This window comes from Paraburkholderia phytofirmans OLGA172, assembly GCF_001634365.1.
In the GTDB taxonomy this organism is placed as follows: Bacteria; Pseudomonadota; Gammaproteobacteria; order Burkholderiales; family Burkholderiaceae; genus Paraburkholderia.
Genome location: NZ_CP014578.1, coordinates 2,349,327 through 2,375,488 on the forward strand (window position 1 = coordinate 2,349,327; position 26,162 = coordinate 2,375,488).

At 60.9% G+C, this 26,162-nt stretch carries 28 protein-coding genes and 2 pseudogenes; 15 read left to right on the forward strand and 15 right to left on the reverse strand.

Annotated elements, in window-relative coordinates; translation table 11 throughout:
- Nucleotides 1–176: 176 nt before the first annotated feature.
- Both AYM40_RS10160 and AYM40_RS10165 read right to left on the reverse strand, forming a co-directional pair.
- Nucleotides 177–401: a CDGSH iron-sulfur domain-containing protein gene (locus tag AYM40_RS10160; protein ID WP_063496116.1), complete on the reverse strand. Its 225-nt coding sequence runs from the start codon at nt 399–401 to the stop codon at nt 177–179.
- 478 nt (nt 402–879) lie between these two features.
- Nucleotides 880–1,140, reverse strand: a complete 261-nt coding sequence (locus AYM40_RS10165; protein ID WP_063497945.1) for a hypothetical protein — start codon at nt 1,138–1,140, stop codon at nt 880–882.
- Nucleotides 1,141–1,567: 427 nt separating this feature from the next.
- Here AYM40_RS10165 and AYM40_RS10170 point away from each other — a divergent pair, with 427 nt between their 5' ends.
- From AYM40_RS10170 to AYM40_RS10200, 7 genes and pseudogenes are all read left to right on the forward strand, one after another.
- Complete coding sequence (locus AYM40_RS10170) at nt 1,568–1,885, forward strand: hypothetical protein (protein ID WP_063497946.1); 318 nt, start codon at nt 1,568–1,570, stop codon at nt 1,883–1,885.
- A 154-nt stretch (nt 1,886–2,039) separates the two neighbouring features.
- Nucleotides 2,040–2,294: a DUF2513 domain-containing protein gene (locus tag AYM40_RS10175; protein WP_236720808.1), complete on the forward strand. Its 255-nt coding sequence runs from the start codon at nt 2,040–2,042 to the stop codon at nt 2,292–2,294.
- Nucleotides 2,295–2,496: 202 nt separating this feature from the next.
- Nucleotides 2,497–4,095: a SagB/ThcOx family dehydrogenase gene (locus AYM40_RS10180; protein ID WP_063496117.1), complete on the forward strand. Its 1,599-nt coding sequence runs from the start codon at nt 2,497–2,499 to the stop codon at nt 4,093–4,095.
- Between the two features lie 414 nt (nt 4,096–4,509).
- Nucleotides 4,510–5,945, forward strand: a pseudogene (locus AYM40_RS10190) (IS1182 family transposase).
- A gap of 418 nt (nt 5,946–6,363) precedes the next feature.
- Nucleotides 6,364–7,107, forward strand: a complete 744-nt coding sequence (phbB, locus tag AYM40_RS10195) for an acetoacetyl-CoA reductase (protein WP_063496119.1) — start codon at nt 6,364–6,366, stop codon at nt 7,105–7,107.
- A 97-nt stretch (nt 7,108–7,204) separates the two neighbouring features.
- Nucleotides 7,205–7,363 carry a hypothetical protein gene (locus AYM40_RS41885; RefSeq protein ID WP_181448364.1) on the forward strand — a complete coding sequence of 53 codons (159 nt, stop codon included), beginning with the start codon at nt 7,205–7,207 and terminating at the stop codon, nt 7,361–7,363.
- 125 nt (nt 7,364–7,488) lie between these two features.
- Complete coding sequence (locus AYM40_RS10200) at nt 7,489–7,683, forward strand: hypothetical protein (RefSeq protein WP_236720809.1); 195 nt, start codon at nt 7,489–7,491, stop codon at nt 7,681–7,683.
- 909 nt (nt 7,684–8,592) lie between these two features.
- Here the strand turns inward: AYM40_RS10200 and AYM40_RS41890 are convergent.
- Nucleotides 8,593–8,778 (reverse strand): annotated as a pseudogene (locus tag AYM40_RS41890) (IS6 family transposase); the annotation flags it as partial.
- A gap of 47 nt (nt 8,779–8,825) precedes the next feature.
- On the opposite strand from AYM40_RS41890, the gene AYM40_RS10210 reads away from it, so the two are divergent.
- The gene (locus AYM40_RS10210) at nt 8,826–9,527 is read left to right on the forward strand and encodes an IS6 family transposase (RefSeq protein WP_063496122.1); all 702 of its coding nucleotides are present in this window, start codon (nt 8,826–8,828) and stop codon (nt 9,525–9,527) included.
- Between the two features lie 206 nt (nt 9,528–9,733).
- Here the strand turns inward: AYM40_RS10210 and AYM40_RS10215 are convergent, their stop codons facing one another.
- The 3 genes from AYM40_RS10215 to AYM40_RS40170 all read right to left on the reverse strand — a co-directional run bounded on the left by AYM40_RS10215 (nt 9,734) and on the right by AYM40_RS40170 (nt 11,423).
- A complete protein-coding gene (locus AYM40_RS10215; protein WP_063496123.1) occupies nt 9,734–10,000 on the reverse strand; it encodes a hypothetical protein in 267 nt (88 codons plus the stop codon).
- 116 nt (nt 10,001–10,116) lie between these two features.
- Nucleotides 10,117–11,157, reverse strand: coding sequence for a zinc-dependent alcohol dehydrogenase family protein (locus tag AYM40_RS10220; protein WP_063496124.1), 1,041 nt, complete (start codon nt 11,155–11,157; stop codon nt 10,117–10,119).
- A 47-nt stretch (nt 11,158–11,204) separates the two neighbouring features.
- Complete coding sequence (locus AYM40_RS40170; RefSeq protein WP_236720810.1) at nt 11,205–11,423, reverse strand: hypothetical protein; 219 nt, start codon at nt 11,421–11,423, stop codon at nt 11,205–11,207.
- Nucleotides 11,424–11,763: 340 nt separating this feature from the next.
- On the opposite strand from AYM40_RS40170, the gene AYM40_RS10230 reads away from it, so the two are divergent.
- Nucleotides 11,764–13,383, forward strand: a complete 1,620-nt coding sequence (locus AYM40_RS10230; RefSeq protein ID WP_063497947.1) for an oleate hydratase — start codon at nt 11,764–11,766, stop codon at nt 13,381–13,383.
- Nucleotides 13,384–13,441: 58 nt separating this feature from the next.
- Here AYM40_RS10230 and AYM40_RS10235 read toward each other — a convergent pair whose 3' ends face one another.
- From AYM40_RS10235 to atpD, 9 genes are read right to left on the reverse strand one after another with little or no spacing between them, the layout of a single operon-like run.
- Nucleotides 13,442–14,287: a F0F1 ATP synthase subunit gamma gene (locus AYM40_RS10235; protein ID WP_063496126.1), complete on the reverse strand. Its 846-nt coding sequence runs from the start codon at nt 14,285–14,287 to the stop codon at nt 13,442–13,444.
- Nucleotides 14,284–15,852 carry a F0F1 ATP synthase subunit alpha gene (locus AYM40_RS10240; RefSeq protein ID WP_420488445.1) on the reverse strand — a complete coding sequence of 523 codons (1,569 nt, stop codon included), beginning with the start codon at nt 15,850–15,852 and terminating at the stop codon, nt 14,284–14,286. The genes AYM40_RS10235 and AYM40_RS10240 overlap by 4 nt, the downstream gene beginning before the upstream one ends.
- Nucleotides 15,839–16,588: a F0F1 ATP synthase subunit delta gene (locus tag AYM40_RS10245; protein WP_063496128.1), complete on the reverse strand. Its 750-nt coding sequence runs from the start codon at nt 16,586–16,588 to the stop codon at nt 15,839–15,841. Before AYM40_RS10245 ends, AYM40_RS10240 begins: the two co-directional genes overlap by 14 nt.
- A 9-nt stretch (nt 16,589–16,597) precedes the next feature.
- Nucleotides 16,598–16,846, reverse strand: coding sequence for a F0F1 ATP synthase subunit C (locus tag AYM40_RS10250; RefSeq protein WP_012427417.1), 249 nt, complete (start codon nt 16,844–16,846; stop codon nt 16,598–16,600).
- Complete coding sequence (locus AYM40_RS10255) at nt 16,843–17,541, reverse strand: F0F1 ATP synthase subunit A (protein WP_063496129.1); 699 nt, start codon at nt 17,539–17,541, stop codon at nt 16,843–16,845. Before AYM40_RS10255 ends, AYM40_RS10250 begins: the two co-directional genes overlap by 4 nt.
- Complete coding sequence (locus AYM40_RS10260) at nt 17,538–17,816, reverse strand: ATP synthase subunit I (RefSeq protein WP_063496130.1); 279 nt, start codon at nt 17,814–17,816, stop codon at nt 17,538–17,540. Before AYM40_RS10260 ends, AYM40_RS10255 begins: the two co-directional genes overlap by 4 nt.
- A complete protein-coding gene (locus AYM40_RS10265) occupies nt 17,809–18,126 on the reverse strand; it encodes an AtpZ/AtpI family protein (protein WP_063496131.1) in 318 nt (105 codons plus the stop codon). Before AYM40_RS10265 ends, AYM40_RS10260 begins: the two co-directional genes overlap by 8 nt.
- Complete coding sequence (locus AYM40_RS10270; RefSeq protein ID WP_063496132.1) at nt 18,123–18,581, reverse strand: F0F1 ATP synthase subunit epsilon; 459 nt, start codon at nt 18,579–18,581, stop codon at nt 18,123–18,125. Before AYM40_RS10270 ends, AYM40_RS10265 begins: the two co-directional genes overlap by 4 nt.
- On the reverse strand, nt 18,578–20,056 hold the full coding sequence (gene atpD / locus AYM40_RS10275; protein ID WP_063496133.1) for a F0F1 ATP synthase subunit beta: 1,479 nt from the start codon (nt 20,054–20,056) through the stop codon (nt 18,578–18,580). The genes AYM40_RS10270 and atpD overlap by 4 nt, the downstream gene beginning before the upstream one ends.
- Nucleotides 20,057–20,398: 342 nt before the next feature.
- Between atpD and AYM40_RS10280 the strand changes: the two genes are divergently transcribed.
- The 6 genes from AYM40_RS10280 (at nt 20,399) to AYM40_RS10305 (ending at nt 26,116) form a co-directional block, all read left to right on the forward strand.
- Nucleotides 20,399–21,235 carry a universal stress protein gene (locus AYM40_RS10280; protein ID WP_063496134.1) on the forward strand — a complete coding sequence of 279 codons (837 nt, stop codon included), beginning with the start codon at nt 20,399–20,401 and terminating at the stop codon, nt 21,233–21,235.
- 286 nt (nt 21,236–21,521) lie between these two features.
- Nucleotides 21,522–23,672 (forward strand): CHASE domain-containing protein, encoded by a 2,151-nt coding sequence (locus AYM40_RS10285; RefSeq protein WP_236720811.1) that lies wholly within the window; start codon nt 21,522–21,524, stop codon nt 23,670–23,672.
- Complete coding sequence (locus AYM40_RS10290; protein WP_063496135.1) at nt 23,669–24,316, forward strand: response regulator transcription factor; 648 nt, start codon at nt 23,669–23,671, stop codon at nt 24,314–24,316. The genes AYM40_RS10285 and AYM40_RS10290 overlap by 4 nt, the downstream gene beginning before the upstream one ends.
- 185 nt (nt 24,317–24,501) lie before the next feature.
- Complete coding sequence (locus AYM40_RS10295) at nt 24,502–24,933, forward strand: response regulator (protein WP_063496136.1); 432 nt, start codon at nt 24,502–24,504, stop codon at nt 24,931–24,933.
- Nucleotides 24,926–25,708, forward strand: coding sequence for a helix-turn-helix domain-containing protein (locus AYM40_RS10300; protein ID WP_063496137.1), 783 nt, complete (start codon nt 24,926–24,928; stop codon nt 25,706–25,708). Before AYM40_RS10295 ends, AYM40_RS10300 begins: the two co-directional genes overlap by 8 nt.
- A 114-nt stretch (nt 25,709–25,822) precedes the next feature.
- Nucleotides 25,823–26,116, forward strand: coding sequence for a c-type cytochrome (locus tag AYM40_RS10305; RefSeq protein WP_063497949.1), 294 nt, complete (start codon nt 25,823–25,825; stop codon nt 26,114–26,116).
- Nucleotides 26,117–26,162: the final 46 nt, after the last annotated feature.

The window sequence follows — 26,162 nt, forward strand, 5'->3', positions numbered from 1 at the left end:
AGAACGCGCCTTCCGGTTAGCGATGTCCGCGACACTCGCGTCCCCCATCGTCTGCTTTTCCTGTATGCCTGCGCGCGCTCGGGCAGCGTGAAACCACGCACAGTCTCGTTGGGACAATGCACAGCCTTGACGCGTGTGCGAAGCCCGCGCCGAACTTGTCGACAGCGCCTGATGCATCAGGGTGTTTCACCTTCCTGCGGCTGTTCGTCAAGATTGCTCTTGAACTCGTACTTCTTGTGCGAACCGTCGCAGAATGGCTTGTTCTGCGAGTGGCCACATCGACACAGCCAGACCTCGTCCTTATCCACCTCAATGTTTTTCCCGCCTTGAGTGGTAATCTTGAAGTCGCCCTTGATGTGGTACGGGCCATCATTCCGGGGGGTAATAATTGCAGTCGCCATTTGAGCCTCCGCTGATTCTGAATCACGCGTTCCGCACACGTTCGGGACACTCGATGCGGCAACCTGAATACAGGTCAATTTCAGTCTATATCTGATACCACATGAAGGTGCGGCGAGCGTTGCGGCATCGCACAAAAGCTTGTGGAAAGGTTCGCCGCGAATGGTATGAGGACATCATGATCTGGCTTGGTGGAGGCGGTAACTATCGGCCACAGTTTCGGACGCTCGAACTCGACGCCCCGTAAGCGGACGGTCACCTGTGAGATTGCAGGGCGCGACGTGGCTGGGCCACGCTGACACCAGTCAAGACCGCCGCGTAGGCGCATTGGGCTCTGGGATGCCTAGGGTTACTGATCGATGCCGCCCGCATCGCTCCAGATCGACAAGGCCACATCACTCCCTCCCCCGCCGTTGATCCCGCTTCCACTTCGCCATACCTGCTTGCTACGCTCGGAGAGTTCGCCGCAACAGCGGGATCTCATTCCGGCTTATCGAAGACGCCGGCTTCGAGATCCTGTCTGAAATGCTGCACCCAACCGGTTTCGAAGCCGATGGGGTATTCCCTCGCAATTTGTGTTGATAGTCTGGTTACGGTGACATATCCCTGCAGGCCGACGTTCTCGTCGCCCTTGGGGTCGGTCGTATCCGTTTCCAGCAGGTTGAATTCACCTTCTGTCAGTCCCTTGCGCTGCAAGGTCGCCAGGAAAGCCTGGCGTTCATCCGGTTCGATCAGTTGCATCTTCCGCCCTCCCGTCTGTCTGATACCGATATTCGTGGTCCCCTTCACGACGTTGTCATAACCCCAAAACGTTACGCAGTGCCCAAGTGCGTCATAGCTGCGGCTGAGGTTGTGAAAGCCGAATGCCATCCGCTCATCTGGGTCCGATCCTGTCGCAGTCGGGAATCACCAGCGTACAGCTTTTGTGCACGCGCTCGATGGAAAACTGTCCGAACAGTTTTGTCATAGTTCCTGCCATCCTTCATGACCCGTCGCAATTTGCATCGGTGCGCAAAGCGCCCGGGCTCGTATCTGTGCCGACAGCAACGTCCGCTCGCTGAACGAGCCGATGCGAATGGACGGATCAGTCCATGCGCAGACCGATAGCAGAGACTCGTTGGCCACAACAGGGATACACTCAAAATGGGATGAATTCCGGAGCAATACCATGACCGACGCTACCCCCCAAAGCACATTTCGCGGTCTTCCCCTGACGCCGGAGCAGGACGCAGAAGTCAGGCACTACATAAAGAAAAGAGAGCAGCATGGCGCGCCGTGGGACACGCCGGAGCTGGAGGCCATGCTTCGAGACATGCTGCAGCCCCCGAGCGACGACGACGGAGGACCCGGTTCCACCGTCGACGAAACGAAGGCGGCCACAGAACGCGCGACAGCTTCCATCGACGAGACCATGGAACCCATTGAAGCCTGCGAAGAGCGGAATGCTGCGATGGAAACCGAGGGTATGAGGGGACCGAAGCGTTGAATCCACGGCAGCGCTCGCGACTGCTGTTGAAATTCACCCTACGCGTTCGGACCGTCGCATGAGCCTGTTGGGAACCCGGAATCACATCGATTGCGCGGACGTTGTACCCGTGGCGCCCTTTCGATGTATGTCCTATCTGCGACAGGAGGAGATCGTGAAACGCGATATGAATCTGGCACTCGCAATATTGAAGACTCTCGAGGAAAACAAATCCCCGCACCTCAGCGAATTTGACATTGAAAGTGCGCTCAAGGATGCGTTCGATGTTTCGAACCGGGGTGTGTGGTATCAGTTGAATCTGCTGGCCGACGCAAATCTCGTCCGTTCGATGGGTAGCGACTGGCGACTAACCTGGGATGGCCACGAGTTTTTGAAGTCGGCGGTCCCGAATGCCTTCGAAGACACCTGAAGGGGTGACCTAAGCGCTGCAAACATCCCCCGGCTTTCGTAAAGACAACCCGATTGCGGGGGCATCGCACAGGAGGCGCCGAACGCAATAGCGGTTTGCCGAAGCGCGTTCGATTCCACGACTTGATGACGAGCTCGCCCCAACGTCCAGCCAGCCGGTTTTGTACAGCCGCATGTGCGGATATTCCTGGTCTGAGGGGAATATGGACCGGTTAAAGTATGCGATGCTTGAATATCACGAGCGCAGCAAGCATCGCGTCAGCGGCTACGCCCCTGGCCCCGGGAAACTCGACTGGGCAACCCAACCGGATCCGTTCCGGGTGTTTCACGGCGCACCGCGCATTGGTCTGCCGTTAGCCGCGGATAGCCTGACTACACGCTACAACGAACTGCGCTGCGGCGCTTTGCCGCCCGCGCGCAGATTCGATCTTTCCAGTCTGGCAATCCTGTTCGAACTTTCGCTCGGCCTGTCGGCGTGGAAATCCTACGGCACCCAGCGGTGGGCATTGCGCTGCAACCCTTCGAGCGGAAATCTGCATCCGACCGAGGGCTATCTTCTGTGTCCGACTCTGCCCGGCTTGTCCGGTGGGGTCTACCATTACCTGAGCCGGAACCATTCCCTTGAATGTCGCGCTGCAGTGGATGACGAACGATGGAGCGAGGCGTTCCCGCAAAGTGGCGTCCTGATCGGCATAAGCTCGATCCCCTGGCGCGAGGCGTGGAAATACGGCATGCGCGCCTGGCGCTACTGCCAGCACGATTGCGGCCATGTCATCGCCGCGGTGAGTTACGCAGCGGCAGCGCTTGGCTGGCAGACGCGGCTGGCGGAGGCGGCTGCGGACGACGCAGTCGCCAACCTGCTTGGATTGAACCGCGGAGAAGATTTCGGGAAGGCAGAAGCAGAGGCGCCGGATGCCTTGCTCTGGATCGGCAACCCCGAATTGCGGCCTGATCTTGAGCGCTTGCTGATCGCCCTGGATAGCGCACAGTGGCACGGACGCGCGAATCAGCTGAGTCCGGGACATGTGAAGTGGCCGGATATCGATTCGATCCATCGCGCCACCCATAAGGCCCGTACTCGCGAACCGACCTTGCCGGATCCGGACGAGCGCCCGTCGCCCGCGGCACCCGCCCTTGACCTCAGCTTTGCCAGGATCGCACGGCAGCGTCGCAGCGCGGTGAATTTCGACGGTACGACGTGTATCACCAAGGCGGCGTTTTTCAGCATGCTGGCGTGCCTGTTGCCATGTCATGACACGCCGCCGTGGAATGCGCTGGTGTCTCCTGCAGCAGTGCATGCAGCGCTAATGGTGCACCGCGTGGGCGACCTGGAGCCGGGCCTGTATATGTTCGTGAGAAATCCGGGCGCACTGCCGGATCTCAAGCGGTCTCTACGTCCAGAATGGCTGTGGCAAAAGACCGGCCCCGATCATCTGCCGCTCTATCTTCTACTGCCTTACGATTTGCGCGCCACGGCAAAGTCGATCTGCTGCCACCAGGATATCGGCGCCGATTCCTGCTTTGCGCTGGGGATGATCGCAGGATTCGGAATCGCGTTGAAGCAGCCATGGCGTTATCGCCATCTGTTCTGGGAATGCGGCATTCTTGGCCAGGCGCTCTATCTCGAAGCCGAAGCCGCCGGCGTGCGCGCGACAGGGATTGGCTGCTTTTTCGATGATGAAATGCACGCACTGCTCGGCGTGGAGGATCACACCTGGCAAAGCCTGTATCACTTCACCGTCGGCCGTGCGGTAGACGATCAGCGCCTGTCCACATGTCCACCGTATGAGGTTCAGCCTTGAAGCGAGAACCTCATGTCCCGATCGTGGTGAGACGGTATTTTCCGCGAGCGCCCGGCGACTGGACGTCACACATAGTCCTCGTTTTCCTTATCAATGCACGGCGAACCAAACGTATTGGCGTGAGAGTAAAAAGGAAGCGACTCGCCCCCATACGAGAATAGAACCGTCGCCAGAAAGCTTGCTTTAAGGTCTGTTTTCCAAGGCGGCGATGGTTGAAAGCATCTATTCGATTTGCATCGAAGCGGACATTTTCGAGTGGTCGCAACTGGAAAGGTATAAGCGGCCGCTTCGGCCGAACGTTGCCACGCTAATCTCTGCGAATGTCTCCTTTACGAAGGATTGTGTTGAAAAAGTCGCCCGTGGTTCGGAATGTTCGGTATCCTGGAAGACATCGATCGACGGGAGTGATTCGTCATGATGGGTAAACTGGGCAGCGGACAGGACAAACTCTTCTACTCGTTTAACCTCGATAATCACGTCCCTCGCGAACACCTGTTGAGAGGCATCGATCACTTCCTTGATCTGCGCGATCTACGCCAGCATCTCGCGCCGTTCTACAGTCCGATGGGGCGGCCATCGATTGATCCGGAGCTCATGATCCGCATGTTGATCGTCGGCTACTGTTTCGGCATCCGGTCCGAGCGTAGGCTATGCGAAGAGGTGCATCTGAACCTGGCATATCGATGGTTCTGTCGCCTGGGCCTGGAGGGGACGCCGTACCCGAACAGGACGCCGTACCCGAACACTCGACATTCTCCAAGAACCGCCACGGTCGCTTCCGCGATAGCGATGTACTACGCCATGTGTTCGAGTCAGTGCTGGGTCGGTGCATGTCCGAAGGGCTCGTAAAGGGTGAAGGATTCGCGATTGACGCAAGCATCATCAGAGCCGACGCGAGCTCTGCACGCGGTGTTCCGGGTTCTGGGCCCATCGACTGGGGTTGCGTCAAGGGACAAAGCCGTGCGGTGCGCGAGTATCTGGAAGCATTGGAAGAAGCGAATCCAGCGGGCACCGAAGCGGCGGAGATGGCAGAGACATCGACCCCGCCAAAGAGGATATCTCTGACGGATCCCGCCGCGAGCTGGACAGCCGCCAAGGGTGGTTTGCCGTTCTTCGCCTACTCGACCAATTATCTGATTGACCTGCAGGCAGGGATCATCGTTGACGTCGAGGCGACGCCCGCGAACCGTTCGCACGAAGTGGAATCAACCAGGACGATGATTGACCGCGTTGAGCGGCGGCATGATCTCAGACCTCGACGTCTTGCAGGCGACACCGCGTATGGCTCGGCAGCGATGCTTGCCTGGATGATCGAAGAGAAGGAGATTGCACCACATGTTCCGGTCTGGGATAAAACGACGCGCAAGGACAATACATTGTCCAGCAGCGAGTTCCTATGGGATGAACTGGCCAATGAATATCGCTGTCCCACCGGGCACGCACTACGCAGTGACCGGCGCAAATTCACGAATCCGCGCTCGCGCGTCACGAAGGCTGACACGATCATCTATCGGGCAAGTCAGCTCGACTGCGAGAGCTGTTCGATGAAGGATCGCTGCTGTCCGAATACACCATGCCGCAAGATCGCCCGCAGCATCCATGAAGCTGCGCGTGACGAAACGAGGCGTATTGCGAAGACGCCTGAATACAAGCGATCTTGCCGTGAGCGAAAGAAGGTGGAAATGCTCTTTGCCCATCTCAAACGCATCCTGAAACTGGACCGTTTGCGACTGCGAGGTCCAAGCGGTGCTCATGATGAGTTCCTGATGGCAGCGACTGCGCAAAACCTGCGAAGAATGGCCAAGCGGTTCATGTCAGGAAGCAAGCAGATGAACCAGGCAGTTGCATGACGAGAAATGAGGATCGTTGCCTCGCCCAAGTTCACCGCTTCGCCGATCGTCACAACTCGATAACGTCGCGCCAACTCCAGCGCCCTGACCCAAAACAAGACTTTTTCAACACAATCCTCAGACAGCAGCCCATCACGAGCGTGCGTTTCGCACAAAAAATAGGGGTATTTACTTAGCGATCCAGCATTTTGATTTAACATTTACTGGTTAGAATGAACAATAGCTCGCCGGCACGCCAAATTTCATTCGCGCAATACCACAAGTCTACAAAAAACCGCGCAGTTCAATCGATGCTGAAGCCGTTCCTCCCGCAACGCTGGAGGCGGCAAGGCATTGTGGCAAAGCAATGGCGGGTTGTGCGAGACGCGCCATTGGATATTCATGATCCTCGCCGATACTACGATCACGGATGGAAAGGATGACGAAACGAATCGCTGTAGTGACGGGCGGTATGGGCGGCCTCGGAGAAGCGATCAGTACGAAACTGCATGACGCTGGTTATGCGATTGTAGCAACTCACTCGCCGAACAACACCGGCGCAGCCGAATGGTTGGCGAGCATGGAAACTCAAGGCCGGAAGATTCGTGCGTACCCGGTTGATGTGGCCGACTATGACTCATGCCAGCATTGTGCGGCCAGAATTCAGGTTGAAGTCGGCCCGGTTGACATTCTGGTGAACAACGCCGGGATCACCCAGGACATGACATTCAGGAAGATGGACAAGGTCAACTGGGACGCGGTCGTTCGCACCAATCTGGATTCGGTATTCAACATGACCAAGCCGTTGTGCGAAGACATGGTCGCACGCGGCTGGGGGCGCATCGTCAACATCTCGTCAGTCAACGGTTCGAAAGGTTCAGTCGGCCAGACCAACTACGCCGCAGCCAAGGCTGGCATGCACGGTTTCACCAAATCGCTGGCGCTGGAAGTGGCGCGCAAAGGGGTAACCGTCAACACGATTTCGCCGGGCTACCTGGCGACGAAGATGGTCACCGCTATTTCGCAGGAGATTCTGGACACGAAGATCCTGCCGCATATCCCGATGGGGCGTCTCGGCAAGCCCGAAGAAGTGGCGACGCTCGTGCTTTATCTGTGCTCGGACGATGCAGGCTTCGTGACCGGCTCCAATATCGCGATCAACGGTGGCCAGCACATGCAGTAACGTGAAGCGCGCGCCGGCCGGTTCGTGCAGGGACACCGCACGAACCGGCGTGATCCATTCACGCAACGCCCCTGTGCTTCCATGAGAGGAATGTGTCATGAGTGAAACCTGGATGGGCCTGATCATTGGGGGCTCGGCCCTCAGTATCGCGATGCTCATGGTGATTGGTCACTATCGCCGTGAGCGGACACGGGCAAGAATGCTACAAAATCTGAATCATCATGAGCGGTGGCATCAAACGCGCAGGCGAATGTGATCACGCCGCCCGCGCGGATAACAAGACAAACACATCGGAGAGAGGGCTAGAGAATGACACCCGAAATCGCTGGGCCATTGATGGCCACAAGCCATCAGATCACAGTTCGCACGAGAAGCGGCGGCATGCGGATCGCCGCTGTCTGGCAGGTGCTGATGCCGATTGCCTGTGACGTCGAGCGCGTCCGGATTGCGACTAGCTGCGAACGTGGTTTCGAGGACATGACGATATCGTTTGCCGAAACGTTCTCCGGGTCGCTGAGCACAGTTCTCAGGCAGTTCGAGAAGATGACGTGGGTGGCCACCGCCGAGCTTTGCTAGACATTCCCGGTGCCGTGCGTGCGATGGGCCACGTTGAGGCGTCGGTTGAAGCTGGCATCTCGGAGGGCGCATCTCGGCAAGTTCTTCAGTGCCCAGGATGACCCGAAGCAACCGTATCTGCGAGGATACGACCAACTCATCCGTGAATTTTTTTGCGTCTCCCATTCGCGGAAGCCGGAAAGCTTTGCGAGGATCATAAACATCTGCGCAGCATGTTCCTTGCGTAATGGCGCGGACGGAACGGCCGTTGTAACATCAACGTAATTGGCGCTTGCCCCTATCTGCCTCAATGCTGCTTCGAATCTTTCGAGCTTCTGATCAACCTCGATAGGTATCCATAGCACGAGCTTGCGTCAAATATAGAAGACAGCGTAGATTCCTCCTGCTTCCACGATCTGTTTGGTTCTATGCGTCTTCTTGTTGTGTTGCTCATGAATCGCTTTTGGTTTTGGCCTCATATTCCCTCGAATTCTTCCTGAAATGACCAGGCGTCGTTCGTGTTCTCGAACAGCAATCTGGCTTTCTGTGATTGGGACCAAAGATGTATCTCGACCGGAATATTCTGATTGAGAAGCCAGTGTGATATAGCTTTCCGGTACGTCATAAACGCTTCTGCAGACGTTGTTAGATACATTTTCGGCATGCTGCTTTACCTTTCACGGCGAAATTGCCGGTCCGGATATTTATATTGACAGACGCATTTATACTGGCCGAGAGACTTATAGTGGCATCTGCTAATGCCTATCGAGGCATTTCCTTTCAGAATTTTCTGGAATTCTTCGCGAGTGTCGCAAGCTCCCCAACCAATTCAATGGTAGATGATAGGGTGTAGATGTGATAGTGGTAATCTTTAAGGTTTTGTCGCGATAAGGAAGAGAGAGCGAACGGGATCGGCATGATGAGGAATGCTTACATCGCCAACAAATAAAACTGCTCGGCTGGAGTTTGGCCGCCACCACCGTCTTTCATCTGCCCCTTCGCAATCATGTGCATGAGCTCGATACCGCCCAGCAAAATGCGGGCGCAACGAAAGGTCTTGAACCCGAGCATCGGCCGGGTACGGCGCTTGATAGCCCGGTGGGGTTCTGTCGCAATAAGACGGTGCGGTATGATTCGAGCGAACGAGATGAATGACGTAACTGATGAAGCCGACCTTGACTCCGGCCTTGGCCCGCATATTTAAACGCCTGCACTACCCGTTTGATGTAATGCTGATGTGCGTGCGGTGGTACGTGGCCTATGGGCTGAGTGTGCGAAATCTGGAAGAGATGATGGCTGAGCGCGGCATCCAGGTCGATCATTCGACCGTGCATCGTTGGGCCATCAAACTGCTTCCGGTGCTGGAGAAGGCGTTTCGGCGTCACAAGCGCCCTGTTGGCAGGAGCTGGCGCGTTGATGAGACCTACATCAAGGTCAAGGGTCACTGGAAGTATTTATATCGCGCCGTTGACAAGGCCGGCCAGACGGTCGATTTCCTGCTGCGTGCCCACCGTGACAAGGCTGCAGCCCAGCGCTACTTCGAGAAGTCGATCGATCAGAACGGCGAGCCCGAGACGGTCACGATCGATAAAAGTGGTGCGAATCTGGCAGCGCTCGAGGCCCTCAACGCGGAGCGCGACACGCCGATCAAGATCCGCCAGAACAAGTATCTGAACAACATCATCGAACAGGACCACCGGGCTATCAAGCGCCGTACCCGGCCGATGCTCGGGTTCAAGACCTTTCGTTGCGCCCGCATTTTGCTGGGCGGTATCGAGCTCATGCACATGATTGCGAAGGGGCAGATGAAAGACGGTGGTGGCGGCCAAACTCCAGCCGAGCAGTTTTATTTGTTGGCGATGTAAGCATTCCTCATCATGCCGATCCCGTTCGCTCTCTCTTCCTTATCGCGACAAAACCCGCCGGCAAGCCCTGGTGTGGTTTGAGATTAGGCCGGCACGGCGTCCTGTCGTTTGACATGGATCATCTCGAAGGCCGTTGCGTGCACCTGTCGATCCGTCCGCTGTGACAGCTCCCTGCGAAGCGATAGATAAGGCGGGTGTGACAGACATCACTCAGGCTCAACAGAAGATTCGCGAGGCTGAATCGAAAACGTGTTCGACATTTTGAGTTCCACCCAGTCCATGCCTTCGCGCAAACCGGCAAGCACGGCCTCGCGCTCCGTGGGAAATTCATTGCTGTGCATGAACTCATGTTTGAAGATTCCCTCTGGCGTGTGATGGCTGAACTGGATCGAGCAATTGAAGCCGCCTGCTGTGCGATGTGTGGTTGCGGCGACCGACCAGTCACCGTCGCCCACGTTATCCGAGATTGTCATGAGTCACTCCACAGATCATCCATGGACATCGTGAATACAGGATGGGTTGAATGCCGCGGCCGCGCGGATCGCCGGCCGGTTTTCTTGAAGGATCATGGGCCAAGTCTTCTCAACGGCTAGGACACCTCGATGATGACTTTCAGTGCATGCGTCTCGGCCGCGCGGCCGAAGGTGTCGTAAGCACCTGCGACATCTTCAAGTTGGAAGCGGTGCGTGATCAGCCGCGTGGGGTCGATGCGGCCCGAACGAACGGTTTTGAGCAGCATCGGCGTGCTCACGGTATCGACGAGGCGAGTCGTAATCGCGATGTTGCGATCCCATAGTTTTTCAAGGTGCAGATCAGCTTTCACGCCGTGCACGCCCACATTCGCAATCACGCCGCCGGGCGCAATAAGCGCCTCGCACAACTCGAACGTAGCCGGTATGCCGACCGCCTCGATCGCGCAGTCAACGCCCGTCTGCTCCGTCAGCTTCATTACAGCGGCGACCGGATCGGCGTGCCCGTTATCGATGCACGCGGAGGCACCGAAGCGCTTCGCAACTTCAAGACGGTTCGCATCGTGGTCGATCATCACGATCTGCGCCGGTGAATAGAGCTGTGCGGTTAGCAGTGCAGCGAGACCGATCGGGCCCGCCCCGACAATCGCCACCGTGCTGCCGGGTTGCACCTTGCCGTTTAGCACGCCGCATTCGAAGCCGGTCGGCAGGATGTCCGAAAGCATCACGAGCGCTTCTTCATCGGCGTCGGCCGGAATCGGATACAGACTCGTCTCGGCGTGAGGAATGCGCACGAATTCAGCCTGGGTGCCGTCGATCTTGTTGCCGAGAATCCAGCCGCCGGTGGTGCAATGCGAATACATGCCACGCCGGCAGTAGTCGCATTTGCCGCACGACGAGATGCATGAAATCAGCACCCTGTCGCCTGGTTTGAACGCCGACACCGCCGCGCCGACCTCCTGCACGATGCCTACCCCCTCGTGGCCGAGAATGCGTCCCGGCTCACAAGTCGGCACATCGCCCTTCAGAATATGCAGATCAGTGCCGCAAATCGTGGTACGTGTCATCTTGACGATCGCGTCGCCAGGTGCGGCGAGCTTGGGAATGGGCCGATCGTCGAGCGATTTTTTGCCCGGACCGTGATACACGAGCGCTTTCATAGGGGGTTACCTCCGTTGATCGAAACGAGCCTGCTGTACGATCGACTTTAGGCTGGCTCACGCCGCGCCGATTGATATGAATCAAGCGATACGTATCGACGGTCACGCAGCGGCAAATCGACGGCCAGTTTGAAGTAGAAAGCGGGAATGGCGAGCAGGCTGAATCCCAACAGCACCCACTGTAGCCAGCGCCATGCACGCACCGCCCGCGCGTTGTCATGGGGATCGACAGCGCCGAGGCCCGCAATGCGAAAACGCTCGTTCATTTCGCCACCGAATTCGAGGTTAGGACGCTGATTGGCCACGCGGACGACGCCCTGTGGTGGACATCGTATGAACTTGCTTTCAGGTGTTCTTGATAAGGATCACAAAACAGCGAAATTCGCCGGATTTTCGCCGCATGAGCAGCCGCAGCGAATGAAGCAAATCGCCCCGTGTCCGCCCCGATCAAAAGTCTTGCCGCGATCGCGGCTTGATCCAACTCAATCGGAACGCCGACACAGCGGGTATGTTGGAGCAACGTCCGCAATACGCCTCGGAGCGGTCCGACTGCATTCGGATAGTGGCGAACATGAAAAGGAAATCGACGTGCAAAACTCTGACCCGATCCACGCAGCAGCACTGCGCGCAGACACCGACCTCGACGTCCGCGACCCTGCAAGTGGCAAGTTCTACCTCATCGGCGGTGGCATCGCTTCGTTAGCGGCAGCGGCGTTCCTGATCCGAGACGGGCACGTACGCGGTTGCGACATCACCATTCTGGAAGCGCTCGACAAGCCCGGCGGCAGCCTGGACGGCGCCGGCACCGCGGAAGGCGGCTACGTCGTACGCGGCGGGCGCATGCTCGAAAGCAAGTATCTGTGTACCTATGACCTGTTCTCGTCGATCCCTACGCTGGATGACAGCAAGAGCGTGGCGCAGGAGATCTTCGACTGGAACGAGACGATCAGAACCTCATCGAAGTCGCGGCTCGTCAGGAACGGCAAACGCGAAGACACGCCCGCCTATGGGCTCGACGAAAAACATCTGCTGGCGCTAGGCCGCCTGTCGATCGAACCCGAAGTGATGCTCGGCAATAGCCGGATTTCGGACCACTTCGATTCGTCCTTCTTCGAAACCAATTTCTGGTTGATGTGGTGCACGACCTTCGCTTTTCAGCCGTGGCATAGCGCGGTCGAACTCCGGCGCTATCTGCTGCGCTTCGCGCATATGTCGGCCGGGTTCAACCAGTTGCACGGCATCATGCGTACGGTCTACAACCAGTACGATTCGATGGTCCGCCCACTGCGCCGCTGGCTGGACGACCACGGCGTTGCGTTCCGGCCGGACACCCGGGTCACGAATCTGTTGTTCGACGAAACCGGTGTGGAAAAGCGCGTGCGCGGCATTGTCTGCGAAACCGCGCATCAGCGTATTGAACTGCCGGTAGGGCCGGCAGACAAGGTCATCGTCACGCTCGGCTCCATGACAGCCGCTTCCAGCCTGGGCGCCATGGACCGCCTCGCGGCTTTGAACAGCACCGACGACACCGGCGCCTGGCACCTCTGGAAAACCATCGCCGCGGGCCGCCCGGAGTTCGGCCACCCGTCCGTCTTCGCGGATCACGTCGACGCCTCGAAGTGGCTGTCGTTCACCGTGACCTTGCGAGACCCGACGCTGTTCCGGCTGATCCGCGACCTGACCGGCAATGTGCCGGGTGAAGGCGGCCTGATTACCTTTCCGGAGTCGAGCTGGCTGGCGTCGATCGTGCTGCCGCATCACCCGCATTTCATCGATCAACCCGCGGACGTGCAGGTGTTGTGGGGCTACGGCTTGCGGGTCGACGAGCCCGGCGATTTCGTCGGCAAACCCATGCAGGCCTGCACCGGTCGGGAAATCCTGACGGAGATGCTTGGCCATTTGCGGGTGGAGGCGGAGTCTGCCCGCATTCTCGAACACGCCAACTGCATCCCCTGCCTGATGCCATTCATCACGAGCCAGTTCCTGCCGCGCAGCCGTGGCGATCGGCCTGCTGTGGTGCCCGAAGGCTGGCAGAACCTCGCCTTCACCGGGCAGTTCTGCGAACTGCCCAACAACGTCGTGTTCACCGTCGAATACTCGGTGCGCTCGGCGCAGAATGCGGTGTATGCGCTGCTCGGACTCGATCTCGCGGCGCCCGAGGTCTACAAGGGGCAGCACGCCCCCCGGATTGTCTACAAGGCGTTTTCGACGCTACGGGACCGTTAGTCAGTGCCGTGCAGCGCGCGGCTGACGACTCGCACGGCGCCGCAGGAGACATCGCTGCTCAGACGGCGGTGCCTGCACTCGCCGCCAGTTCCACAATATCCGCCGTGATTTCATCCTGACGGACCTGGCGGTAGCTTTGGGTCAGCACCTGGAGTGTCTCCTTCACGTTGGCGCGTGCGGCTAGCATGGCACGCACGCGTGCTTCGTTTTCCGCGGCGAATGAGAGCATCAACGCCTCGCACAACTCGACATAGACATACGCTTCGACCAGTCCGGCAAGCAGGTGCTCGGAAGGCAAGGTGAGCAACGGCGGCTGACTGCGCCGCACTACCTGAAAACGGGAAAAATCAAACGGAATCAGACGATGCTCGACGATCTCGCTGTGGGCCGCGATGCCTGGCACCGCGTGGATGACCGAGACTTCGGTGACCACCCGTTGGTCGAGACGTAGATAAAGTGCGTCGGTTATACGGCTGGCGAGTGCGGGTACATCGTCGGCATGTGAGGCGGCCGGTGAACGCCAGGCAAATGCGAGGCGACGTTCGTTTGCCGCGATCTCGCCGCGTGTGCCCACGAGCAGACACTCGCATGGCGCCGACGCGAGTCGGGACTGTACGCGGTCGAGGATCTGGTCATTGAACGAGCCGACAAAACCCTGCTCCGCGCACAGTGCGATGACGATCTGCGTGCCGCGCTCCGGCACACGCATTGGCGCCCCGGCACCGTGCGCGAGTACGGCGCCGATTGCGGCACCGACTGTCGAAGCCGAAGAACGGATGCCCGGCAACCGCCGTTGCGCCTCGCGCGAGCGGGCTGCCGCGATACCGCGCATTGCCCCAATCACGGCGTCGAGTTGCCGGGCAGTGGCGCTGCGCGATTCGATTTCGCTGAGTTTGCCGCTCATCGCGCACTCCCGGTGCCCGACGTGCCGCTAGTGGCTGAGGGCGTCAACTGCTGAACAAGTTCACGAACCGTGGCGACCAGCGCGCGCTGTACATCGGCGTTAAACGGGGCGGATGGCGAGCCCGCGTGCGCTTTCGCCAGTTCGGATTGCACGCGCTGGCTCTGCAGTCGTGCGGCCAATTGCGTTCGCACCTGGGCAAGGATCCCGGCCGGCGCCGCATCGAATACGCCCGCCGACAGTGCGGTGAGCAGCGCGATCTCGTCGACGGTACGCAGAGCGCTGAAGCGCGGTTGTGCAATCAGCGCGCGGATACGTTCCCCGCGAGCGATCTTGCCGGCGACACGCGCGTCCGTCAGACCGCCGAAGCGGCTGAACATTTCCAGCTCGAGGAACTGCGCGTAATCGAGGCGCAGGCGGCCCGACACCTCGCGTAACGCCGGATTCTGCGCCTTTCCACCGACACGGCTCACGCTCAAGCCCACATCGACGGCCGGCCGCTGGTTCGCGGCGAACAGTCCGGCATCCAGCACAATCTGGCCGTCCGTGATCGAAATGAGGTTGGTCGGGATATACGCGGACAGGTTGCCCATGTCGGTTTCCGCAATCGGCAGCACAGTCAGCGAACCGCCCCCCAGTTTTGCTGACAGCTTCGCCGCACGCTCGAGCAGGCGGGCATGAACATAGAAGATGTCGCCGGGATAGGCCTCGCGTCCCGGCGGTTCGCGCGTCAGGAGCGCCAGTTCACGATGCGTCGCAGCATGTTTGGTGAGATCGTCGATGACGATTAGCGCGTGCTGTCCGCGATCGCGAAAGTACTCGGCAATGGTGAAGCCTGCGAACGGTGCGATCCATTGCAGCCCGGGCGCGGACGAAGCGGCGGCGACGACAAAGATGCAGCGCTCGGGGGCGCCGTACTGACGGACGGATTCGATCACCCGCTGCACGGCGGTCGTGCGCTGGCCGATCGCGACATACACGCAGATCATGTCCGACTGTTTCTGATTGACGATGGCATCGATGGCCAGGGCGGTTTTGCCGGTGGCGCGATCACCGATGATCAGTTCCCGCTGCCCGCGGCCGATCGCGAAAAGCGCGTCGACGAGGAGCACACCGGTTTCGACCGGCTCGCTGACCAGGTCACGCTCGATGATCGCCGGCGCCGGTCGTTCGACTGCCATGCGCGTCGCCGCCACGATTGGCTCGTCACGGTCGAGCGGCCGCCCGAGCGGGTCGATCACGCGCCCGAGCAGCCCTTCTCCGACCGGCACCTCCAGCACGGTGCCGGTGCGTGTCACGCGCGCGCCCGCCTCGACCGCGGTCCCGTCGTCCAGCAGCACGACGCTGATCAGGTCAGCGTCAAGCGTGTGGGCAAAGCCCGTCGCGCCACTGTCGAAATGGAGCAGTTCATTGAGGGCCGCGTCCGGCAGGCCCGAGACAAACGCGATGCCGTCGCCGCACCGCTCGACCCGTCCGAGCGTTTCGGCGTATGGGGTCACAGCGGTGCGGGCCAGCGTGTTGCGCTGCGCCGCGAGCCACGGATCGTCGACCATGTCAGCTGGGCACATGCTCGCTACCCAGCAGCGCCGCCCTGATCTGCGCGAGATCGGCCCCGAAGTTATTGCGCACCACGGCGTGGGCGGCCCGCAGTTCCAGCCCGGCAATCAGTTGCGGATCGACCTCGACCTCAAGAGACACCGCCCGGTTCAGGCACGCTGCGAGCACAGTGCGGCAATGTTCCAACTCCTGCGGACTCAGCGCATGCGGCGCGGCTAGCGTGAGCGCCACGCCGTTTGCGCCGAGCTGCGCGCGAACCGGCTCGGGGAGTTGTGCAATGGCGTCGGCGAGACCGTCGATGAAGCCGCTCACACGCACGTTCTCCGGCAACTTCGCGAGCAGCTTTGCCGCGATATCGACGGCGAGCTGGGTGGCCCGAACCGCGACAAGTTTGTCCTGTTCGACGCGCGCGGCCTCAGCTTCGGCGTCGGCGGCCGCGCGCAGCCTGTCCGCATCGGCTTGCGCGACAGCCAGTAAGGCGGCCTTTTCCGCCGCCGCGTCCGCGGCCACCGCTTTCATGGCGTCGCCACGCGCGGCGACAAGCTGCTGCGTCTCGCGAACCGCTGTATCGCGCTCCAGAACCGCCGCGCGCTTCGCCGCTTCGGCGTCCGCGATCAGCGTCTGCGCCGCCTTCTGGCGCTCGGCGATGATCCCCGCGACCGGGCGGAACAGGAACCGCGCCAGTAGCCAGATCAGGACCAGGGCATTGATCGTCTGCAGCGCGAGCGTCGACCAGTCGATTCGCATGACCGCCGCCTATTTCACGAACGGGTTGGCAAACAGCAGGAGCAATGCGATCACGAGGCAATAGATCGCCATTGTCTCGATCATGGCAAGCCCGACGAATAGCGTGCGAGACACGGTGCCGGCCGAGTCGGGCTGCCGCGCGATGGCATCCATCGCGGCTGCGACGGCGCGGCCTTCGGCAAGCGCCGGGCCGATCGCGCCGAACGATACAGCGAGCGCCGCGGCGGCGATGCTGACGATTTCAATGAGGTTATTCATGAGGCTTCGCCCTTTTTCACACTAACGGGATGATGGGTATCGCTGATCGCAGCACCGATGAACACCATCGACAGAACGGCAAAAATATAGGCTTGCACGGCGCCCGTCAGCAGGTCCAATGCCATCAGCGGAATGGGAACGAGCAGGCCGGCGAGCGAAAGAATGATGCCGATCACGAACACACCGCTCATCACGTTGCCGAACAGGCGCACCACGAGAGAAAACGTCCGCGTGATCTGTTCGACGACGTTGAGCGGAATCATGACCCAGCTCGGTTCGGCAAAAGCAGCGAGGTAGCCCGCCGTGCCGCGCGTGCGAATGCCGTAGAAAATCGTCGCACCTAGCACGATCAGGGCGAGCGCGGCATCCGTCTCGAGATCCGCGGTCGGCGGTGTCACACCCGGCACCAGTGCGGACCAGTTGGCGATCAGCACAAAGAGAAACAGTGTGCCGATCAAAGCGCGATAGGTGGCGGGACCGGTTTGCATGGTGTCGCGGATCTGCTGATCGATCGTCTCGACCAGCAGCTCCAGCACGGTTTGCACCTTGCCCGGCGTGAGCGACAGGTTGCGGATCAGCCAGGCGGACACCGCGGTCATCAGGATGATGATTGCCCAGGTCGCGATCACGGGCTCAGTGATCGAGAGCGGACCGAGATGCAGGAGCGGCGCGGTGGCCAGCGGCGAAGCGGTCATGGCTGGCCTCCATGGCGCCGCATTACGATGGCGCGTGCGAGCAGAAAGCCGGCCATGCCGGCAAGCAGCGCCAATGCGCCGACGTGCGCGAGCAGGAACAGCAGCGCGCCGGTGAGCGCGAAGCGGGCTAGCTGTAACGCCAGCGCCGCGGCCGCGCGGCCCTCGGCGAAGAGCGGCCAGTTCCAGCGCAGCGACATGAAGTGCCACGCGCCGGCCAACGTGCCGAGCGCGAGTCCCATGGCCAACTGCGCGATCAAGGGCAGCGGACTAGTCATCGCGCCCCCGTTGCTGACGATGCATCCATTTCCATGCCGACCAGAAACCGATCGCGGCGCCGATCATCAGCAGCGGTGCCGAGAAGAACACGCGCGTGCCGAAGGTCCGGTCCAGCCAGTGTCCGATCGCGAGTCCCATCAGCGTCGGCAGGACAATGGCCCAGCCGAGAATGCCAATCTGGCCGAGCCTGCTACCCAGCGACGGCTCCGGTTCAGCGCGTCCGCGCGAATCGAGTTCGGCGGCCTGGCGGGCCGCGCCGGCCATCCTGTCGTCAGGCGGTTTGCGCTCGTCGATCTGGTGTGGATTCATCGTGAGTTGGCTCCCATACCGGGTCCGTCGGCACCGTCGGCGCCCGGGCGCGGCCGTAGATAGCGCAACATCTGACGCACGGCGCGAGCATGCAGTTGCAATTGCTCGACACGGGCACGCCGCGCCGCATCGTCCTCCTCGGCATGGCGGCTGCGGACCCCCGCTTCCAGATTTTCCAGCGAATCGCCGGAGATTGCTTCGCGGCATGCGATCGATATCTGAACGCCACGCGATACCAACAATACGCCGCCATCGACCGCGCAATAGCGCGTGGTACCGTCCGGGCAGGTCCAGCGGACCACCGACGGCGTCAGCAGCGTCACGAAATCGGCATGTCCGGCGCGGATGCCGAACGAGCCGCTTGCGTCTTCGGCGCGCAGAGACACGATCTCGACAGCATCGAACCATACCCGCAGCGGCGTCGCCACAGTCAGGGTCAGCGGCGCGGCGCTCATTGCACTGGCTCCACGCCGTGCGCCGCCACGTCCTGCGAGGCGGCAGCCCCTTCCTTGCGACGGCCTTCGTCGAGTGTGCCGATCATGTAGAGCGAGCTTTCCTGCCATGTATCACACTCGCCGGCGAGAATCGCCTTGCAGCCGGCGATCGTGTCGGCGACTGCCACGGAGCGGCCTGCTTCGCCCGTGAAGGCTTCGGTCACGGCAAACGGCTGGGTCAGGAAGCGCTGCAGGCGCCGCGCACGCCCTACGAGGGCGCGGTCTTCGGCGCCCAGTTCCTCGATACCGAGCAAAGAGATCACGTCCTGCAGCTCGCGGTAGTGCTCGATGATCCGGCGCACCTCGGTCGCAACCGCCGCATGTTCCTCGCCGACCACGAGCGGATCGAGCAGGATCGACGACGACGCGATCGGATCGATGGCGGGATACATGCCTTCGGCGGCCATCGAACGGGACAACACGACCATGCTGTCGATATGCGCGGCAATCGCGGTCACGGCGGGGTCGGTGAAATCGTCGGCGGGCACGTACACCGCCTCGATTGCCGTGACCGATACGTCGCCGACCGACACGATGCGCTCCTGCAGACTCGCGACTTCGCTCGCCAGTGTCGGCTGGTAGCCGACTCGCGAAGGCATGCGCCCCAGCAGGCCCGACACCTCGGCGCCCGCCTGCACGAAGCGAAACACGTTATCCATCAGCAGCAGTACGTTTTGCCGGCGTTCGTCGCGGAAATACTCGGCGATCGTCAATGCCGTAAACGGCACGCGCCAGCGTGCGCCAGGCGGTTCGTTCATCTGGCCGTACACCAGCACCGTGCGCGCCAGCACGCCCGACGTGCGCATGTCGAGCAGCATCTCATGCCCTTCGCGCGAGCGTTCGCCAACGCCTGCGAACACCGAAATCCCCTGGTAGCGCTCGACCATCGCATGGATCAATTCCATGACCAGGACGGTCTTGCCGACGCCCGCACCACCGAACATCGCCGCCTTGCCACCCTGGGCGAGCGGCGCAAGCAGGTCAATCACCTTGATGCCCGTCGAAAACAGCGTAGTGGCGCCGGTCTGCGCGGCGAGCGGCGGCGCTGCACGATGAATCGGACGGTGCTCGATCTGCGCGGGGAGCGCCGCGCCGTCGTCACGGGTCGCGCCCGTGACGTCGAGCAGCCTGCCGAGCACCGCCTCGCCGACCGGCGCCTCGATGGAACCGCCACAGGCTTGCACGCGAGCGCCGCGCCGCAATCCCGCCGTCGATTGCAGCGCCAGCGCCCGCACCGTTGTTTCGCTCAGATGGGCTTGAACTTCGGCGAGAACCGGCGCGAGATCGTCCGGCAGGATGAGGAGCGCGTCGTCGATGGCCGGAAGCTGATCAGCCGCAAACCTGACGTCGACGACAGCACCCCGCACAGCGACAACGCAGCCGTCGCTTACGGCGGGCTGTCTCGCTGGCGACGGTGCTGTTGAATGAGTCGGCATATCGAGGATTCCTTGCGGCCGCTTTTGAGATAGTCCCACGATACCGCCGCAATCGACCGATAAAATGACTTCCATCAACCGTATGAGAAATGACGCCTCGCGATTCCTGATCGGGAGGCTGACTACGCCCCACCCATCGTCACGAAGCCCCGACGAATCAGCACGCCCATTCCAGAGGCGCAGGCCGAACGTCTGCTCATCAGCGCCGGATCGCCGTCGGCGCACCCGGATGAAGTGTTGCGCGCTACTGCGCCGTTGATCTGAATCAACGACGGCGACTACCCGGCTCCTAGACTCACATCACGCGTTCATGCGCCACTCACCCACTTCTGGAGCGTTGCAATGACCTACAAGACCATCGTCGTTCACCTGGATACGAGTCAGCGCGCGCACCCCAGGCTCGAACTCGCGCTGCGGCTCGCCAAGCAGTTCGACGCCCATCTGACCGGCGTGTTTGCCGTGTTCACGCCCGATCCGCGCTCGCTCTACGTGATGGCGGGAACCGCCGAATACTACGTTACGCATGAACAACTGCGCGAGGAACGCCGCGGCGCGCTCGAACGGCTCTTTCATGCGGAACTGAGCCGAGCCGAGGTTGCCGGCGAGTGGATCACCGCCGACGCCCCGGCCAGCCTCGCCGTGCCGCATCGCGGCCGGTGCGCCGATCTGATCATCGCCAGACAGGAAGATCCTAGCGATCCGGAATCGTACGTCGGCGATTTCTTTCCTGAAAACCTGATCATGTCCGCAGGCCGGCCGGTGTTGCTGGTGCCGTACGCCAGCAGCGTCACGTCGCCCGGTGCGCATGTGATGGTCGCTTGGGACGGTAGCCGCGAAGCCACCCGTGCGGTACACGACGCGCTGCCGTTCATGCGCGCGGCGAAGACCACCACGATCGTCACCATCAACGGCGCGCGTGACGAGCCGCGCCCGCGCATTCCGGGCGCGGATATCGCGACGCTCATCGCGCGGCACGGCGTGAACGTCGAGGTCAAAGACATCGAAGTCGCCAGCGACGCGTCGATCGGCGACGCGCTGTTGTCGCAGGCATCCGCGATCGGCGCAGATCTGCTCGTGATGGGTGCTTACGGGCACGCCCGCTGGCAGGAACTGGTGATGGGCGGAGCGAGCCGCACGATCCTCAAATCGATGACCGTGCCGGTACTGATGTCGCATTGATCTGACCATTCAGGAATTGCGCGGTAAAGCCCCTCGCGCAACTTTAAGCGCTTGATAAGGATCAAGCGCCGACGGCTCGCTGTCCGTCGACATTCGTGCACGGCGCGGCTTCCACGGTGAGTTGGCTGCCTACTGGCACGATCCGTGCAATCCGCGCACAATAGGCTGCGCACGCGTTGTTCCGGCTGGCCGCAATTAACGAAAATCACGGTGATGTTTGCCGATCCGCGCCGCGCCTGCGCCATCAGCCAGCGTGGCGGATTGCCCACCATCCAATGAGGCGCACATGCCCTTTCGCGGTAAGACGCCCTTCACTAAAAAATTGCCTTTGCCCATGCGGGTTGCCCCGCCCGAACGGCGTCCCGTGCTTGTCGCGGCAGTCACATTTGCTGTCGTTCTTGTGGCTGCGCTCGCTGCGTGGCGCTGGGTCGGCGAGCAGTCATTGCGCGCCGCCAACAGCCGCTTTGATCAGAATACGGTGCATATCACCGCTGATCTGCAGCGCGAGTTCGCCACGGGCGATTCGTTGCTGCGCGGCGCGCGCAGCTTGCTCTCCGTCGCGCCGACGGCCGACGCCGACGCCGACGCCTGGCGCCGATATGTCGCGCAACTCGATCTGGATGAAACATCGTCGGTGGTGCGCGCGCTTGGCTATGCTGACGTCGACGCCGCCGGTGTCGCGCGCCTGACGGGCGGCACCGGTAACGTGACCGGACCAGCCACCATGTCTCAACCGGTCGCGCCGGTGACCCAGATGGCGCCAACCACCGCCGATGCGATGCCAGTCGGCTACGACCTAGCTAGCGCTCCCGCGAGCCGTACGGCGTTGCTGCACGCTATCGATACAGGGGCAAGCGCGCTCGACGCGGACGCCGCGCCGTTCGGCGATACCGACTCGACCCCTCACCCTCGTCTTTACGTCTATTTTCCGGTGTATTCGGACGCCGGATTGCCCTCGACGCCACAAGCGCGCCGCGCGGGCATCAAGCGGCTGCTGGTAGCGGCGCTGGACACCAGCCGTGTATTCGATAACGCCCTCGCCCGGCAACGGCGCATTGATCTGCAGGTATTTAGCGGAACGCCTGCCACGCTGCTTTATTCGTCCGCCGCGGCAGACGACGACCTGGCGGAGACGACGCCTGTCATCCGTAGAACCGATACCTTGCACGTCGGCGGTGTACCTATCACGCTGTCCTACACGACGAGCAGCCGCTATCTGCGAGCCGAGGACGAATTTGCAGAAACCACGGTGCTGATCGCCGGCGTTGCGGCAGCATGCCTGTTCGGCGCCATGGCTTTCCTGATAGCCCGCGAACGCGGCGGCGGATCTGTAGCGACGAGCAAGGCGCGCAGCCAGTCATCCCTGAACGAGGCACGCATGATGGGAATCATCCGCTCTTCGATGGAAGCCATCATTACTGTCGACGAAAGGCAGAACATCGTCATCTTCAATCCAATGGCTGAACAGGTTTTCGGATGCTCCGCGATGGACGCGGTCGGCGCCTCGCTCTCGCGATTCATTCCCGAGCGCTTTCGCGCAGGACACCAGCGGCATGTCGAACAGTTCGGCGTGACCGGTGTTTCAGACCGGCAAATGGGCAGGCAGCGCGTGCTGTTCGGCTTGCGGAGCAACGGCGAAGAGTTTCCGATTGAAGCATCGATCTCGCAGATCCGCGACGGCGATGGCAAGCTGTACACGGTCATGCTGCGCGACATCACCGAGCGGGTCAAAGCGGAAAATGCTCAGCGGCAATCGCGCGAGGAACTACGCGAACTCTCTGCAAATCTGCAGAAAGTTCGCGAGGAAGAAAAAACCCGCATCGCACGCGAGCTGCACGACGACCTTGGGCAGCAATTGACCGCCCTCAAGATGGACATCTCGTCGGTCGAACAGGCGCTTGAAACCACGGCTGAACCGCGCCTGCTGCAGCAACTGCGTGGGATGCGCCGGCTGATCGATGCGACGGTCGCCTCGGTGCGCCGGATCGCTGCCGATCTGCGCCCGGTCATGCTTGACGATCTCGGTCTGATTCCAGCGATCGAATGGCTCGCCAATGACTTTACCAACCGCTACGGCATCGACGTGGAGCGCCGAATCGAAGTCGGCGACACCAGCTTTACGCCGACGGGCGCAACGACGCTATTTCGTATCGTGCAGGAAGCGCTAACCAATGTCGCCCGGCATGCGGAAGCGACGCTCGTCACGCTGACGGTGCGCATCGCAGGGGGCGTTTGCGTGTTGCAGATCGCGGACAACGGCCATGGCGCGAACCGCTCGCCCACCTCCGGCGAGAAATCGTTTGGCCTGCTCGGTATCCGCGAGCGCGCACACATGCTGGGCGGCACCGTCGAAATTCATACTTCCAATGACACGGGCTTTGCGCTGACCGTTACCTTTCCGATACTGGCGGTTCAACAGCAGGAGATGCAAACATGATTCGAGTGCTAATCGCAGACGATCACACGTTGGTGCGTGATGGCCTGCGGCATATCCTGCAAGGCGCAAGCGGCTTCGAGGTGGTCGGCGAAGCCAATGACGGCGTCAGCACGATTGCGCTGACCCGCTCGAACGCTGCAGACGTGCTCGTGCTGGATCTGTCGATGCCGGGACGAAACGGCGTCGAGCTGATCAAACAGATCAAGGAGGAAAAGCCGGCGCTGCGGATTCTCGTGCTCACCATGCATGCGGAGCAGCAGTACGCGGTACGCGCTTTCAAAGCGGGGGCGTCGGGGTATTTAACCAAGGAAAGCGCCAGTGCCGAACTGGTCACCGCAGTCAGCAAAGTCGCATCCGGGGGCGTCTACGTGAGCCTCGCGATGGCCGAACGTTTTGCACAGAGCCTGAATGAGCCCGCCGACACGTTACCCCATCAGCGCCTGTCCGACCGTGAGTTCGATGTATTCCGCCGTATCGCCGCAGGTCAGACCCTCACCGAGATTGCCACGGAGTTGTGTGTCAGCAGCAAAACGGTGAGCACCTATAAAACGCGCATCCTCGAAAAAATGCAGATGCCGCACGAAGCCGCACTGGTGCGTTACGCGCTGCGCCACAAGCTGCTCGGGGAAGACGACGAGATCTAGTTCCGGGTCGGCGCACGGGCCGCAGAGCCCGATCGAATCGTCACATCAATTCGCCAGCCGCGCGGCTACCTCTACCCTCACATTCGTCGCGTGTAGGAAATCCCCTACACACCTTCGCGCTCGCCTACCCGAAGTTCGTTCGCCACCGATTTTATTTTGAGACAGCACGGCCGATACTTCGAGCCATGAACTCCAGCCCGTCCCTGCAAGCACTGCGTGTTTTCCTCGTCGAAGACACGATCCCGATCAGACAACGGATGGCGGCTCGCTTAGGCGCAATCGATGGTGTCGAGATCGTCGGCGAGGCTGAGGAAGCTGGCGCCGCGCTCACCGGCATCGACACCACCAGAGCCGACGTCGTGGTCCTGGATTTGCGCCTGACTGTTGGCACCGGTATCGAACTGCTGGTTAGTCTCGCGAAGAGCATGTCGCCGGCAATCACGATCGTGCTGACAAATCACTCAAGTATGTGGTTCAGGCAGGCATGCGTCGCGGCGGGCGCGCAGTACTTCTTCGACAAGACCAGCGAGTTCGATCTTGCATGCGACACGATCACGCGGATTGCCCACGCGCATTGCGCGCGTGGCCTCAATTACACAGGAGCACATCATGTCTGACGTCGCCGAATATTCTGAAATCATGCCGCTGCAGCGTGTACCACTGCCGGCGTCAGGCCATTCCGCGCTCGCGCCGTCAGTACCGGCCCGGGCTGCAGCGCGCTGCTCGAGCTGCTCGCTGTGCTCGAGCTGCATGCCAGAAGGCGTGACGCCGGCCGAACTGGAGCGCATGGAGTCGCTGATGTGCGTTTCGCACACAATCAAGCATGGTGAATCGCTATACCGTGCCAACGATTCGTTCCAGAGTATCTATGCGGTCCGCGCCGGTTCGTTCAAGACCATCGTCATGCATCGCGACGGTCGAGAACAGGTCACCGGTTTTCATCTGCCCGGCGATTCGCTCGGTCTCGACGGCGTATGTTCAGGCAAGCACAGCTGCGACGCGATCGCCATCGAGGACAGCAACGTCTGCATCATCCCGTTTCATCTGCTCGAAGTCATGTGCCGCGAGGTGAAGGTGGTGCAGCAGCACGTCCATCGTCTGATGGGCGGCGAGATCGTTCGCGAGGCGACACTCATGATGCTGCTCGGCACGATGTCCGCCGACCAGCGGGTCGCCGCATTCCTGTTGAACCTGTCAGGAAGGCTCAAGACGCGCGGCTACTCGCCTGCCCGTTTCAATTTACGCATGACACGCGAGGAGATCGGCAGCTATCTGGGGATGAAACTCGAAACCGTCAGCCGCATGTTTTCTAAATTTCAGAAAGACGGCCTTGTCGACACGCATGGCAAGCAGATCAGGATTCTCGACCTCGAAGGCCTCGCGCGCGTGTAGATGAGTCAATCGCGCGGGCGGCACCGACCCTACACTGAACTCAGAACCTGTCCTGGAGTGTGTCTCGTGAATGCCCTGCACCCGCACTATCTCACTGCAAGCACACTTGCGCTGTTGCTCGCAGCAAGCGGCGCAGCGCTTGCCCAGTCCGAGCCGACGGCACTCGTCGATCAACAGCATTGCATGTTCTGCCACACCCGGGACGCGCCTTTTCTCGCACCTTCGTTCCAGCAGATCGCGGACCGTTATCGCGACGTGCCAAACGCCGGCGTGATGTTCGAGCACAAGTTGCGACTCGGCGGCAAAGCCCACTGGGGCGACATGGCAATGCCGCTGCCCGCGGATCGCGGCGGCCCGTTGACACCCGAAGATGCTCGCACGTTGATCCAGTGGGTGTTGAGTCAATAGCCACCCAGTTCGTTTGCACATGTTCCTGAAATGTACGGAGAACCTC